Genomic DNA, 15,454 nt, shown 5'->3' with positions numbered 1-15,454 from the left:
CGATCGCTGCAACTAGAAACCCGATTTCAATTTTTCTGAATATTTGGACAAATCATATTACTTGGCTTGTTAGACACACTCTTCCAGCCCAACAGCAATTCCTTTAATTCGTTTTGTAATACCTGTAAATTTTGAATCTGCTTTTCAATTTCCAATATTTTATTTTCCAGTTGATAGTGAATTTGATCGCATGGAGCTTCACCATCGTCATAAACTTGAAGAATACTACCGATTTCTTGCAAACTTAACCCAAGTTTTTGAGCGCGTTTGATAAATGATAATCGAGCCAGTATATCTTGGGAAAACTTTCTGTAACCACTTTCAGTTCTTCCTAATGGTTTAATAATGCCCAAAGTCTCGTAATAGCGAATTGTCCGAATCGGAACCCCACTAAGCTTTTGGACTTTGCCTATTAACAACGGTTCGCTTGTATTAGCCAGCATCGCAATAGAACCTCGAACGTCTAAAATCCCATACCAAAATTTGGTGTTGCTGAATTGAGATATGAATTTGTTATTACTATCTTATCGCAGCCCCCTAAATCCCCCAATTCTGGGGGACTTTAAAATATATTTCTCCCCCATAATTGGGGGTTGGGGGCTATTCATACTTTTAATCAGCAACGTCCAAAATTTTAATACTAATTTTTCCCAGATTTAACCAACTTATCATTAACCACTCAAACCAAACTCTGCCTGCATAAGCTTATAGAGTTTAATAAAGCCCCCGAAAACTAGCTAAAATATTTATTTTATATCCAAGTCGCTAGAATTCACTTATTTAACCTTTAAGACTGGGATGCTGCTAATCAGATTTACTACACTCATAAAAAATATTATATAGTCATTAGTTTTAATCCTCGCTTTTATGCCAATTATATAGTCGTTTTTCTTCGCTTATACTAGGAATAAATAGGCATAACCAAGATGCTTTTTGAAGGCGAATGAATCGGGGTGAAGCAGCATGAAGTTGAACGTAGTTTACAATATTTCATCTTAGTAATAGAAGATTTGTTTTCATCAAAAAATAACGTATTAGATGCGAAAGGCTTTGTTTTAGAGACTTACAGGGTATTCAACAAACTATTTATGCTTTATTAAGACCCTGGACAGATAACTATCTGACACATATATTTAATAATTAGGCAGAAGAATAACTATATTAATTAATAAGAACTGACAAAAGATTTATTAAAAAATGAATAGCGAATTAATTAGGACTGAAGAATTATCGGATTTAGATTTAGAAGCAATGTTTATGCTATTGAGCAAACATTTTAAAGGAGTTAAAAGAGATATATTCAACAATGACTTAGATAGTAAAAACTGGGTAATTTTAATCAAAGATGAACAAACAAATCAATTGAAAGGGTTTTCGACATTGCTAATGTACGATACCTATTTTGAAGATGAAAAAATCAGCATTGTATTTTCGGGAGATACGATTGTAGATCCTAGTGCTTGGTCTAGTTCGGCGCTATCTGCTGGTTGGATATCTTCAATAAATCAACTGCGAAACGAATACTGTACGGGTAAACTTTACTGGCTATTGATTTCTGGCGGTTATCGCACCTATCGTTTTTTGCCGTTATTTTGGAAAGAGTTTTATCCTCGTTACGATACTCCTACCCCGGAACGTATTTTATATTTAATGCAGGATTTGGCTGTTAAACGTTTTGGCGAAAATTACAATATCACAACCGGTGTAGTGCGTTTTCCCCATCCCCACATACTGCGCGATGGCTTGCATGGTATACCCGCTCAAAGATTGCGAGATCCGCACATTCAGTATTTTCAGGCGCTTAATCCCGGTCATTTAAATGGCGATGAACTAGTCTGTTTTACGGAAATTTGTGAAGAAAATCTTACCCGTGCCGGACGTAGAATGTGGTTTGCAGATAGAAGCAATCAAGGCATAAATAAAAATTCAATCTTAAAAATTCCGGCTTAGATCGAAAAAATGCGGTTGGGTTGAAATATAGGCGTTGAATAGTTTTGAGTTGGATTGCTTTTACCATGCTAAAAACTTTTCATCTTAGATATAGCGCCTTTACATACAACTTCTTTACAGCCCGGAAATTCCGGTAATGAAAATGACATGAAAGTCGTATCAAATAATATTAGCTCATATCGTTACACGCAAATATTTAATCATCCCAGACGTTTCGTTGAAGGTTGGTACTGGGCTATTCCTGCAAGAAAGCTACGAAAAGGGCAGGTACGAGCTGTTTCGTTACTGGGTAGAGAGCTAGCAATTTATCGAGATATCAACGGTAAACTGGTTTGCTTTGACGCTTACTGTCCCCATATGGGCGCTCATCTTGCAGAAGGCAAAGTCGAAGGTGAGGGATTGCGTTGTTTATTCCATAATTGGAAATTTAATAGTAAAGGTGATTGTGTTGATGTTCCTTGCTTGGGAACTGGGCTTCCCTTGGAGTTGAAAACCTGGCATGTTGCCGAAAAGTACGGCATGGTATGGGTTTGGACTGGTGAAACTCCTTCACAATCTTTGCCTTTTGTTCCAGAATTAGAAAATTTTGAATGTGATAGTGCTATAACTTCTGGGTTCGTAAAAAACTGTCACCCAAATGTGGTGATGATTAATGCGATTGATGCACATCATTTCAATACGGTTCACAATCTACCTTTAGAGATTGTTTTTCGCAAGCAGCAACTGAACGAAAATGCCATCGTTTTTAACAACGTTACTAGGGGTGGTGAAGATTCATTTTTGATGAAATTAATCCGCCCTTTCTATAAAAAAGCCGTTACTTATAGTATGTGCTATTGGTATGGAACTATTGGTACAGTAACTATAGGGCCCGATTTTCTGCATTTTCATATTATGTTCGCCTTACGTTTGCTTGAAGGAGGGAAAACAGAAGGGCAAACTATTTTAGTTACCAAAAAACGTGGCGGTGTTTTCGGTTGGCTGTTTAACAGGGTGGTGCTGTGGCTAACGAAATTAGTAGGAAACTATTTCGCGAAAGGGGATACCCAGATTTTTCAAACGATTAATTTTGACTTTCAAACACCAACTAAAGCAGATAATGCAATTTTGCAATTTATCCACAATGTAGAAAAACAAAAAGGTTTGCGTTGGGGTAGTTGGGAGCCTGTAAACGAAGAAGAAGAAAGACAACGGCAAAAGAAAATAGAAATGGTGGAATCTAAAGGAGAAGCAAATGATTGACAGCTTAACAGCCAATATATATACATCTGCTTAATTATCAGCTTTGCAGTGAGCATTAGAAGCGGGCAATATTGCCCGCAGACGTTACTAAAAATGAAACAACGGGATTGAAGGTTGATATAAGCACAACAATTACAAGAAATATAGGAGTTTTATCTTGAAATATGAAAAGATTTCTTACAGTTCCCTCGGTGCTTTTCAATTCGTTTTTGGTAATTACGTTTGCTGCCTGCGGAGTAAATTCCCATCACAAAGCTGATATTTGTTTGCACCAAGATTCTGAGATTTTAGTTCCAGGAAATAAAATTACCAGAAATCAAGCTGAGGAAGATTCACATCCAATGCTTTTACCGAAAGAACCTATTCCTGAAGATACTTCTCACCCTATGGTTATTTCTGTGTGTCCAAATTCAGAAAATTAAAGTCGTAGTTGGGGCTGCGGATTTTTAAATTAAATATCAATTCTGATTGCACGAGAACAACTGGCTGTTGTGCATTTAAATTTTACATTTGGACAGGCAAGGATGCCTACCCCACAATTAAATTGTAATTTTTTAAACGTTGAAATCATGAATAAACAAAATACTGTTGCTAGATTAGATTTACCTCATATAGATCGAGAAGATAAGCTCAATAGAATTTTATCTGCCGCATTGGATAATCAAGGAGATATTTTAAGCGAAAAAAACGCAAAAAATGAAACCCCACTTAACTACTGGAATCAAGAATATTTCAACTTGCATAAAGTCAACATTTTTCAAGAATCTACAGCCACGGAAAAAAGATTGATTTTACAGCTTTGCAACTTAGAAATTTTGAAGGAAGCTTATTTCATTGAAAAAGCTGGAGTCGGATATATGGCAAAAATGATTTTACTCGCAGAAACAACTGAAGAAAGAATGCTTTACGGTTTATTTGCTGCTGATGAAGTTAATCATTTTTCAAAAATTAGCGGTTTTTTGCCGGTTCCAAAAATAAACAACAGTCCATTTTTAAATTTACTAGAAGAAGTAGTAGAAAGTAATGATAAAAAAGTACTATTATTTGTACTTCAAGTAGTTTTAGAAGGATGGGGTTTGACTCATTATCGTAGTATTGCAAAGCATTGTCAAAATATTCAATTACGTTCTACGCTTAATAGTTTTTTGCAAGATGAAAGTCGCCATCATGCGACTGGTGTAACCCTATTTGAAAAAATATCTTTAACTAAATTGAGTAGAGAAACTATTACAGAAATACTGGCAGTATTTTTGCAAATGGTGCAAGTAGGACCTCAAAGTGTTGTCAAAGCAATCGAACAAGTCAAAGGCAGTTTATCTAGAGAAGAAAAAATCAATATTTTTGAACAATTAGATACGCAGAATCATAGCGGAATTCGCTTAAAAAAATTGCACAGCTTAATGCATCTACCTAATGCAACTAGCGTCATAAATAGTTTAGAAAATAAAGGTTACTTTCAACCTTTAAAAGCAAGCTTATGTGTTTTATAGAAAAAGAAGCGATAATTATATGATTGAAACCAAAGAAAATACGCTTTTAGCAAATAGAAAAGTCTACGGTAAACTGCAAATCAACTATAAGCGTAACAAACAACAAGACTGTACGGAATTATTAGATAAAGCTGCTGCTGCTTTTAACTATGATGATTGCAAAGATGAATACTGGAACCCCGAACAATATTCTTTACTCTACGGTACACCTCTGTGGACGCAAGCCAGTCAAAGTCAAAGAATAATTCTCAATCAACTTTACTGGGTAGCTTATTATTGCCAAATAATTTCTGCTGAAATAGCAACTATTCTATTCAATCAAACTAGTGCAGCCGGACTTTACGCCCAAGAGGATTTCCGGGTAATATGCGATATGCTCGATTTAGAATCAGCCCAGGAACGCTGTCATATCAACGCTTTCAAAACAATTTCTCATCAAGTTGAATCGACGCTATTTGGAGAACGCATATTTACTTATCCTATGCGCGGACCATATACTGAAACTATGGTATTTGCCGATACTAACTTTCTCAAAACTCAATGGAAAAAACTGCAACTACAAGCTTTCGGATTAATTTCGGCAGATAATACTTTTCTAGCTTGTCAATATTTTACGGTAAGGGGTTTGCGTACTCTTAACGGCAAGTTAATTCAACATAAGCTCAGCAATTACTATCAAAACCACAATAATCCAGATAATGCACCTATACCGGCAAAAATTTCTTACTATCACTTCATGGATGAAAGTTTTCATTTCAACAGTTCCACGATAATCTCCCATGATGTGATTCAATGCATCAAACCCCCGACAAAATTTGAGAAAGTTGTTGCAAATTTAGGAATACGAGGTTGCCAAAAAGACCATTACCATTGTTCAATCGCAGTTAACGGTATATTTTGGTACGATGCTGCACTGTACCCAGCTATTTACCGGCTGTTGCGATCGCAAGTTTTTGGGATGAGCGACACTGAAGCGAAAGATACGATCCGCCGTTGTTTTACACAGGAGACGGAAGCATTACATAATAGCTTTCAAACTCATCATGAAGCAATGGAATCCTATAAAGTTTATGTTGAATCTTTGGATTATCTATGGAAAAGTAACCGCGAAATGTCTTTTATGGCTGCAAATTCAATTTCTAGATATTTAAACGAGCAAAGAATAAATTTTAAAAAATGGTTAGCAAGTAATTGATAATTACAAATAATCAATATGAAAAGAATTAATTACACTCTGTTGGCAAGTTATCTATTTTTAATTGGTTCTCTTCTGTTAACAATGAACTCTTTTCTGGATTTATTTCAGGAGATATCATTTCACTCTATTTCTTCCTGTTGTGGCGGAATATTTTTTACCATAGGTTCAATGCTGTTTATACTGGATTCCAAGAGCAAATAGTAATCAGCAAAGTATATAATTCTTTAAATAATTTACAACAGCATCGCTAAATTGAATATATGAACTCATTACAAAACCAAAATACTCAACCCTTGATCGAAATGAAAATCTTCAACAATTGGGATATTGTTGCAAAAGGTTGGTATATAGTTTGTCCGATTACAGAAATAACTCTGAATCAAGCTAAATCTTTTATCGTTTGCGGTCAAAAAATTGTAATTTTTCGCGGTAAAGATAAGAAAATAAGAGCATTAGATGCTTATTGTCCTCATTTAGGAACAGATTTAGCTATAGGAAAAGTTGATGGTAACTTAATTCGTTGTTTTTTTCATCATTGGGCTTTTAATGGCGAAGGAAAATGTCAAGATATTCCCTGTCAGTCAAATATTCCTGCAAAAGCTAAATTACAAGCTTACGCTACTGCTGAGAAATATGGATTTATTTGGGTTTATCCAGATTTAGCAGCACCCGAACAAGTTGCAGAATTTGACGAGTTAAAGCATCAATCTCTTGTCGTTAAATACGATAAAGCTTTTGAACGAAACTGTCACCACCATATTTGTATGATGAACGGAATCGATGCCCAACATCTACAAACCGTGCATAAATTGAATATAAAAATGGATTTATCTCTACACAAAAATCAATCTGGAAATATTATAGATTTTACTCTTGGTGGCGAATTTCCTAAAACTACATTTAGAGAAAAAATAGCAAGCAAGATACTTGGCAACTATTATGAATACACCATGAGATATGCCGATGGTTGCTTGGGATTGCTAACTATCATGAAAAAAGTTAAATTCATACCGCCGCTACATATGATTTACGCTTATACACCTCTCGAAAGTACAAAAACTAAAATTCAACCAATTTATATAACTAAAAAAAGACCGGGATTGATTGGATTTTTTATAAGTAGATTTTTGCTAGTGATGACAAAACTTGCTTACTATTTTTTACGAGGTGAAGACGGAATGATTTACGACAATATTCGCTATAATCCAAACGCTATTTTAAATATTGACGAACCTTTAGTTAAATATATGAGCTATGTAAATCAACTTCAACCTTCTATTTGGTCAGTTGAAAATGAAATGTCGTAATTATAAATAAGTTAATCACATTATCTTTCATGTCTAAAAAAAAATGTAATATCCAATTTCCAGAAACTAATTATCAATCAGTTGAATTAGAAGCCAACCAAAATTTATCCGAACATTTAACTGTCGAAAATTCACCAATACTTTTCGGTTGCCGCACCGGAATTTGTGGCACTTGCCTTGTAATTATTGATGGTGATATTCCACCTGCATCAGAAGCAGAAAAAGAACTTTTAGAAATATTAGCTCCAGAAAATCCAAAGGCAAGACTAGCTTGCCAAATTCAGCTTACCAACGATATTAAAATTAATAAAAACTAACAACTAACAACTAACAACTAATTTATGAAATTTGAAGATTTTTGGTATGTTGTTGCATTGAGCAATCAATTAAAGCCAAATAAAGTTTTGTCTCGGACAATTTTAGGTGAATGGCTGGCAATATTCCGTGGGGAAGACGGTAAACCCGTTGCTTTACGAGATAGGTGCATTCACAGAAATAGTCGCTTATCAAAAGGTAAAGTTTGTCAAGGGAAAATAGAATGCCCTTACCACGGATGGGTTTACGATAATACCGGAAGAGTAGTGAAAGTTCCTTCCCAAGCAAATAACTTATGTCAAAGCAAAATGGCAAGATGCCAACTTTACCAAACAAAAGAACAAGATGGCTATATTTACGTGCGCTTATCTTCCCAGCCTTCAGAGGAGTTTACACCTTTCAAAATGCCTCTTTACCAACAGCCGGGATGGGAAACTGTGAAAGTAATCAATCGCTTTAACAACAACGTTACCAATTGTGCAGAAAATTTTATTGATGTTCCTCATACGGCTTCCGTACATCCTGGAATTTTCCGCAACTCAAAAAAACAACAACTAGAAATGACGGTAGAAAGACGCAGTGGCAGCGTATTTGCAGAATACCGTAACGAAACAACTAATCTGGGATGGTTTAGCAAATTTCTTAATCGTAAAGGTTATAAAATTCGTCATACTGATAGCTTCCACATGCCGAATGTCACCAGCGTAGAATACAACATGTCGCCCAATAGAAGACTATTTATCACCAGCCAATGTGTTCCCGAAACCGAAAATTCAACTCTAGTCTATACCTACATAACTTACAATTACGGCATTTGGAATAAACTAGTCAAACCTTTGGTACATTGGACTACACAGCATATTATTCGCCAGGATATCGAAGCTTTGAAGATTCAGTGGGAAGTAATTGAAAAATATGGAATGCAATTTGCTAATACCCCTGCCGATACTATCCATGTTTTCGTTGAGTCTATTCGCAACCAAATCGCAGCAGGAAAAGATCCCAGACAGCTTGCCGATAAATCGGTGGAGGTAAAATTCTGGGTTTAGATGAAAAGATTCACAAAAAAAGAAGTGGCGCAGCCACTTCCAAAAAATTCCCAGGTAGAACCTGAGAAAAGTATAGCGACTATATAAACCAAAAATCGTATAAATTGAAACTGATTTATTAATATGTTAGTTTTCTTTACGTTCGTAATTCTTCTAGCATTAACCGTTACAAATAGCAATAAACCCTTTCTATTCAGGAAAAAGAGTGGTGAAGATTGGTTATTAGACGGTATTGGCTTATTTTTTCAAGGAATTGTAATACCGTTTTTGCAAATAACTGTTGTTTTTCAAATTTATCATTTCTTGCTACCACATACTCATGCTTCACTAAACATTCATCCTATAGTGGCTTTTTTATTAAGTTTTGTATTTGTGGATTATCTCTATTACTGGAATCATCGCCTATTCCACAGCAAAAGCATGTGGTTTATCCATCAAGTACATCACACTGTAACAGAAATGGATGTATTCGGAACTTCCCGTAATACTTTGTGGACGAGTTTTTTAATTGTTTATTTGTGGATTCACCCGTTATTTTTATATTTGCTCGAAGAACCGAACTGGTATATTTTAGGTATCAGCTTAAGTTCGGCTTTGGATTTGTGGCGACATAGTAACCTGAATCTGAAATTTGATTCTTGGATATATGCTTATGTATCTCCGTGGTTGATTTTACCACAAGACCATGCTTGGCACCATTCGACAGATTACATGCAGGGTAACTACGGTGCAAACTTGAAGCTGTGGGATAAATTACATGGGACTTATTACAAGTCAGAAAATCTTCCAGATTCATTAGGTATTAATAATTCCTTATCTTTAACCAAAAAACTATTCTTACCGTTTTAAAGTAAAAAGCAATAATTTGTAATTTTACGTAAGAACATATTTACTATATAAGAGTAATTATACAGTGAAAACTTCATATTATAGGCAGAAAATTTAAAGTAACTGTAGTTTCATTTATCTCAATTCCGGATTTATACCTGTCTTAAAAGAAATAGTTTGATATCAGTATACAGAATTTAAGCAACTACCATATTCAAATTCATGACTATACAAAGCACCATACTTCTTTTATTCCCTAGTGTTGTAATGCTTCTATCATCCATTTCTTTCTTATGGATTTGTCAATCACCAAGCTTTTATAGCATTACGGCTTTGTTATTCACCTTATATGGATTCCCATTATTAATTCATAAAATACATAACTATTTCTACCCCCTTGAAGAAGGAATTAGTTATTTAAAAGGTAAACAATATTCTCCTTGGTGGGGAAGTCATCAAATCCAGTCTATATATATATCTTTTACTGTATTAGAATCAGGATTACGTTTGATTCCTGGGGCATTTTCATTCTGGTTGCGACTGTGGGGAGCAAAAGTTGGTAAAAATGTTTATTGGACTCCCAAACTAGAAATAGCAGATCGTTCCTTAATTGAAATCGGCGATCGCGTAGTTTTTGGTCAAAGTTGCGCTGTGATATCCCATGCAATTAAGCCTAAAAAACAGGATTTAATGCTGTATGTAAAAAAAATAAAAATTGGTAACGATGTTTTTATCGGAGCAGGTTCTTATCTTACTCCTGGGGTAATTATAAAAGACGAAACTTTTATATCTGCTGAAAGCCGTTTGTATCCAAACAATATTATTTCTCCAACCTTATCAAACAACAAGATTGAACTAGAAAAACTTCAAAATTAATTTAAAAAATTTATAAAAAATTTATAAATATTACCCATTTAAATAAAATATGAACTTCATAATAAAACTGTTCAAGAAAATAACCGAATCCGCTAGCCATAAATTTTACCAGGCTTTAGAAAATCCTCAAATTGCTCAGCAAAAAGTACAGAATGAAATATTTAAAAGCTTAATGAAAAGCGATTATGGCAGGTATCTGCGGGTAAAGAGTATTGATGACTGGCATAAAATTCCTATAGTCGAATACCAAAATATTGAGAATTGGATTCATACACAACAGCAAGATAAAACCCATTTGCTTTCTTCCGAACGAGTTATTTTTTATGAAAAAACTTCTGGAAGTAGCGGTGCAGCTAAATCGATTCCCTATACCAAATCTTTACGGCATTCTTTTAATAAAATGTTCTGTGTATGGGCACACGATTTAATCAAAAACGGTCCTAATTTTACTACTGGCAAAATATACTTTTGTATTTCGCCGCAGTTAGGAGAAGAAAAAGTAGAATTAGAAAAATCCTCTTTATCTCAATCTCAATCTTTACAAGATGATTCAGACTATTTAGATGGGTGGCTAAAATTTTTAATTGGAAATTTTTTAGTATCTCCACCTGGTTTAAATAAACTCAATGATGTCGAAAAGTTTAAACATCAGCTTGCAAAAACACTTTTAAAATCCGATAAGCTAGAAATAATATCTATTTGGAGTCCTACTTTTCTCAAAGTAATTCTTGATTATATTCAACAACACCGCAAACAATTAGCATTAGAACTAAAAAACGTAATGTCCGCAAGACGACGTTTAATGTTATTACAGCCTCATTTATTCAAACAAGTATCTGCAAATCCGAAATTAAACGAACTATTACAAAGAATTAATAGTAATAAAATTCCTTGGCATCTCTTATGGAGCGAATTAAAACTAATTTCTTGTTGGGATAGTACAAATGCTGCTGATGGTGCCGATTTCTTACGCTCTTTATTTCCCAATGTTTTAGTACAGGGAAAAGGGCTTCTGGCAACAGAAGCACCAATGACTATTCCCTTAATTCCTGCTAAAGGATGCGTACCTTTACTTAATGAAGTATTTTTCGAGTTTTTAGATGAAAGCGGCTTTGTTTATCAGCTACATCAATTAAAACAGGGAAATACATATGAAGTAATTATCTCTCAAAAAGGTGGATTCTACCGCTATCGCATCGGAGATAGAGTACGCTTTACCCATTCATACCTAAATACACCTTGTCTGGAATTTGTAGGCAGAAAAAAAGAAGTCAGCGATTTAGTTGGTGAAAAATTACATTCCGAATTTGTTCGCGATGTCTTAGAAACTTTACCCTTAGAAGAAAGCTGTTTTAAATCTTTAGTACCTGTAAAACATCCCCAAGAGCATTATATTTTATTACTGGATAATGCAGAACATAATCCCGAAGAAATCGCCATGCAGTTAGAAGAAGGATTGCAAAAATCACACCACTATCGTCGAGCCAGACTATTAGAACAGTTAGAAACAGCACGAGTTATGATATCTCCAAAAATTCCCGAAATTATCAGCTTATATAAAAGTAAATCCGGGAAAAAATGGGGAGATTTAAAACACGATATTCTCGCCAATCAACCGATTGAAAAAGATTTATTAGTTGAGTTGGAAGAAGATTGTTTGGTTAATAAATAGGTAACAGGTAATTGTTAATTGGTAATTGATAATTGTAAAATGGATTTAATACCATCACCTGGAAATAACCAATGGTTGCCAATCCTCAATTTCAATACATGAGTCCCGAGAAATATTTGGAATGGGAAAAAACTCAGGAACTCCGTTATGAATATATTGACGGAAAAGTTATCTTAAGAACGGGGAAAACAAAATCACATAATCGTATTTTTTTAAATTTATACATCGAATTAGATAATTTTTTAGCAGAAAAAGACTGTGAAATTTATGTATGTCATGTGAAATTAAAACTAACATCGCAATCTTATCATTATCCTGATGTAGTAGTGACTTGTGACGATCGCGATAAAGAATCAATTGATTTAGTAGAATATCCTTGCTTAATTGTCGAAGTACTTTCCCCATCAACCGAAGCTTTCGATCGAGGTAAAAAATTCACTCGCTATCGTCAATCAACTACTTTGCAAGAATACGTTTTAATTGAATCCGATGAAATTAGTGTGGAATGCTTTCGTAAAAATGATGAAGGTTTGTGGGTTTTACATACCTATGGGGAAGGAGACACTTTAATTTTGGAAAGTGTGGGAATTTCGATTCCCGTGGAGAAGCTTTATCGACGAGTTCGGCTTGATGTAGGAGAGAATAACTAAGGTTGGTTAAAGGTTAAAATTCCCTATGCCCCATGCCCTATGCCCCATGCCCTATGCCCTATGCCCCATCCCCAATCTACTCAACCACTTCATTCACTGGAAACCTATCAATTAACTGAGTTGCTCGCTGAGCATTACGCTTAATTTCTTGTGGTAAATGGGGAACGTGGGGAATTTGCGATAATAAATCTAAGGTACGACGTAAAATTCTGACTACATCCCCTTCATCTAAAGTGGTGTTTTCACATATTTCTACCCAATCCATTCCTAATGCCCATTGCTCTACCAAAGTAATTAATTCAAACTCCAACCATACAGGTAAAGCTACTCCATACCTGCGTTGTAATTGAAATACCTTGCGACGAATCGGACGTAATGAAGCTAAAGCATCTGCAACTTCACTGCTAAGCTCAAAAAACACTCTACTATCAGGGCGGGAAGTTTCCGTTACCAATGCTGCAACCGCTGTAGCAAAATGATGGGGAGCTAATCCATCCAAGTTGCCGCTATTAAGCACTAAACCCAACCATAATTCATTCTCTCCCCGAATTGCCGCAGCCATTTGTCCTAATTCAGTCGGAACTAAATTATCGAAGGCATCAAAGTATTGGAGAATTTCTATTAATGTAATGAATTCATCCCAATGGCGTTGGGATTGCTGTTCAACTTGCGATCGCAATTCTTGGATTTCGGCTTCTAATTCAACAGCACGGGCTTGACGCTTATATATGCTAGCGGCATTGCCCAATCCATACAGCGGACTACTTTCCAATTGTTCCTGCACATCCGTTACCACGCGCAGTTGTTCCACCACCTCCGGAGCCATAAAAGAATCATCCGGAGCTTCGGGAATTTGTGCGGCGATCGCCTCTGTAATCTCATCTCCAGAACATGACTGCCCCGGTTTTAATAAAAGTTGAGATGGTGGTAATAAATCGGGAGATATGTCAATCCGAGGTATTTGAGCGTATAAATCGATCACATCATTTACCGAAGTCACATACCAACGGTTGTTTTTTCCCAAACAAACTAGGAAGGGTGTTTCATTCCCAGGGGTTTTACCAACTAAAACCGCTGTTATTGGTGCAGAGAATTCGGCGTTGTCTCCCTTAATACTTAGCAAAGTTCCAGACACCGCAAAGCTGAGCATCATGCTTAATTCTTCTTTGCGTGTTTCTGCGGCTTGTTCTTGTAAAGTTGTTAGCAGTTTGCGTTCTACTTTTAAACGCTGACGCAATTTTTCATATTTAGCGACTTCCTCAGCGCTAACATCAGCAATCTTTGTCTGGATTTGTGCTAAATGTTGTTTAAACTCAGCAATTCTTTTGTACTCTGGCTGTAAATGCAGATTAGCTAAATATTGCCCAAAGCTTCGTTCAATTAATTCCTTCGCCTCTTCTAATGTATGGGTTTGCAGCAAATTTAACACCATACCGTAACTGGGTGAAAACTGGCTGACTAAAGGGTCTGGATGAGATGTTGCTAAATAACCAGCTTCTTTAGAACCCTCAAACGGCGTTTGCAAGGTTACCACATAACCAACTTCATCCATACCGCGACGACCGGCTCTTCCTGCCATTTGCAAGAATTCGGAAGGATTTAAAAGCCGATGCCCGCTATCGGTACGTTTAGAAAGGGTCGAAATTACTGTAGTTCTAGCAGGCATATTTATACCTGCGGCTAAAGTTTCAGTTGCAAATACAACTTTAATTAAGCCTTGTTGAAATAACTCTTCTACTAAAGTTTTCCAAGCAGGTAAAATACCGGCATGATGAGCGGCAATTCCCCGATAAAGCGGACCAACATGTCCGGCTCTTCCCGCATCTGGATTGCGAGTTAGAAACTCATCAATTTGAGGTCGCAATCTTTGCGCTTCATCCCCATCAACCAACCATAAATCACCAACCTCAGCCACTGCTCTATCGCAACCACGACGGCTAAAAATAAAGTAAATAGCTGGCAACATATCTCTTTGACGCAAATGCTCCAAGACATAACTAATATCAGGAGATTCTTGTCTAGCAATTTGCTTGCTTTTATCGCCTCTTTTTCTCTTTCTTTTTACCAGACGATGATTTAGCTGAGTTTTCTCTTCATTTAAAAGAGGAAACAACCCCTTACTATTGCCAAAATGAAAATCAAGAGGAACCGGACGATAATCCGAATAAATTAAATCTGTGGGGCCATGAACCTGATTCAACCAATCAGTAAGCTGGTCGCTATTATCAACCGTTGCCGAAAGAGCTACAAGCTGGATCGATTCTGGACAATAAATAATAGATTCTTCCCAAACCGTCCCTCGTTGACGGTCATTCATATAGTGGCACTCATCTAACACCACCGCTTCCACATCTATTAATGAAGTACCAACTTGCCCAATAGGTGTACCGTAGAGCATATTACGGAAAATTTCCGTAGTCATCACCAAAATTGGAGCATCTCGGTTGATAGAAGCATCTCCAGTCAGCAGCCCCACCGAATCAAAACCAAATTCGGAACGGAAATCGCGTAATTTTTGATTGGAAAGAGCTTTGAGAGGGGTAGTATAAAATACCCGCTTTCCTCGTGCCAATGCACGGTAGATAGCGTACTCACCAATCAAAGTTTTACCGGAACCCGTGGGCGCACAAACAACAACTGAACGTCCAGCATTTAGAGAAGCTATGGCATCGTGTTGGAATTGATCGAGTTCAAAAGAAAAAACTGAACTCGGGTCAACGTCTGAAGTTAGGGCAGGATTATTCACTCAATTAAAATTGTATCCAAGTTGATTTTCAATTAATCACTTCAATCCGGGGGCAAGTAGTATTCGCACACAATTACTCCTGCACAATAAATCAAATTCCCTGACGCGGGCTTCTTCGTATTATACTTAAC

The 15,454-nt window shown here is 36.1% G+C and carries 14 protein-coding genes; 12 read left to right on the top strand and 2 right to left on the bottom strand.

The features are described 5' to 3' along the window. Positions 1–26: 26 nt before the first annotated feature. Positions 27–443: a heavy metal-responsive transcriptional regulator gene (locus RIV7116_RS28905; RefSeq protein WP_015121879.1), complete on the bottom strand. Its 417-nt coding sequence runs from the start codon at positions 441–443 to the stop codon at positions 27–29. A gap of 754 nt (positions 444–1,197) precedes the next feature. Between RIV7116_RS28905 and RIV7116_RS28900 the strand changes: the two genes are divergently transcribed. The 12 genes from RIV7116_RS28900 (at position 1,198) to RIV7116_RS28845 (ending at position 12,577) form a co-directional block, all read left to right on the top strand. Continuing rightward, positions 1,198–1,950, top strand: coding sequence for a hypothetical protein (locus tag RIV7116_RS28900; protein ID WP_015121878.1), 753 nt, complete (start codon positions 1,198–1,200; stop codon positions 1,948–1,950). Between the two features lie 147 nt (positions 1,951–2,097). Beyond that, on the top strand, positions 2,098–3,192 hold the full coding sequence (locus RIV7116_RS28895; RefSeq protein ID WP_015121877.1) for an aromatic ring-hydroxylating dioxygenase subunit alpha: 1,095 nt from the start codon (positions 2,098–2,100) through the stop codon (positions 3,190–3,192). 164 nt (positions 3,193–3,356) lie between these two features. Beyond that, a complete protein-coding gene (locus RIV7116_RS28890; protein WP_015121876.1) occupies positions 3,357–3,614 on the top strand; it encodes a hypothetical protein in 258 nt (85 codons plus the stop codon). A gap of 147 nt (positions 3,615–3,761) precedes the next feature. Continuing rightward, positions 3,762–4,682, top strand: a complete 921-nt coding sequence (locus RIV7116_RS28885) for a ferritin-like domain-containing protein (protein ID WP_044292485.1) — start codon at positions 3,762–3,764, stop codon at positions 4,680–4,682. 19 nt (positions 4,683–4,701) lie between these two features. Next, positions 4,702–5,877, top strand: a complete 1,176-nt coding sequence (locus RIV7116_RS28880; RefSeq protein WP_015121874.1) for a hypothetical protein — start codon at positions 4,702–4,704, stop codon at positions 5,875–5,877. A 263-nt stretch (positions 5,878–6,140) separates the two neighbouring features. After that, positions 6,141–7,187 (top strand): aromatic ring-hydroxylating dioxygenase subunit alpha, encoded by a 1,047-nt coding sequence (locus RIV7116_RS28875; RefSeq protein ID WP_015121873.1) that lies wholly within the window; start codon positions 6,141–6,143, stop codon positions 7,185–7,187. 29 nt (positions 7,188–7,216) lie between these two features. Further along, positions 7,217–7,504 carry a 2Fe-2S iron-sulfur cluster binding domain-containing protein gene (locus RIV7116_RS28870; protein ID WP_015121872.1) on the top strand — a complete coding sequence of 96 codons (288 nt, stop codon included), beginning with the start codon at positions 7,217–7,219 and terminating at the stop codon, positions 7,502–7,504. Between the two features lie 24 nt (positions 7,505–7,528). After that, positions 7,529–8,551, top strand: a complete 1,023-nt coding sequence (locus RIV7116_RS28865) for an aromatic ring-hydroxylating dioxygenase subunit alpha (protein WP_015121871.1) — start codon at positions 7,529–7,531, stop codon at positions 8,549–8,551. A gap of 123 nt (positions 8,552–8,674) precedes the next feature. Beyond that, on the top strand, positions 8,675–9,400 hold the full coding sequence (locus tag RIV7116_RS28860; protein ID WP_015121870.1) for a sterol desaturase family protein: 726 nt from the start codon (positions 8,675–8,677) through the stop codon (positions 9,398–9,400). 246 nt (positions 9,401–9,646) lie between these two features. Beyond that, complete coding sequence (locus RIV7116_RS28855) at positions 9,647–10,255, top strand: DapH/DapD/GlmU-related protein (RefSeq protein WP_232435732.1); 609 nt, start codon at positions 9,647–9,649, stop codon at positions 10,253–10,255. Positions 10,256–10,304: 49 nt separating this feature from the next. Further along, positions 10,305–11,927, top strand: a complete 1,623-nt coding sequence (locus tag RIV7116_RS28850; RefSeq protein WP_015121868.1) for a GH3 auxin-responsive promoter family protein — start codon at positions 10,305–10,307, stop codon at positions 11,925–11,927. Positions 11,928–11,998: 71 nt separating this feature from the next. Further along, positions 11,999–12,577: a Uma2 family endonuclease gene (locus RIV7116_RS28845; protein WP_015121867.1), complete on the top strand. Its 579-nt coding sequence runs from the start codon at positions 11,999–12,001 to the stop codon at positions 12,575–12,577. 76 nt (positions 12,578–12,653) lie between these two features. On the opposite strand, the gene RIV7116_RS28840 is transcribed toward RIV7116_RS28845, so the two are convergent. Further along, positions 12,654–15,323: an RNA helicase gene (locus RIV7116_RS28840; RefSeq protein ID WP_015121866.1), complete on the bottom strand. Its 2,670-nt coding sequence runs from the start codon at positions 15,321–15,323 to the stop codon at positions 12,654–12,656. Positions 15,324–15,454 lie beyond the last annotated feature (131 nt).

It is taken from the genome of Rivularia sp. PCC 7116, assembly GCF_000316665.1.
Lineage (GTDB): Bacteria > Cyanobacteriota > Cyanobacteriia > Cyanobacteriales > Nostocaceae > Rivularia.
Note: the sequence above shows the minus strand (reverse complement) of the source record. Positions and strands in the feature narration are given on the sequence as shown.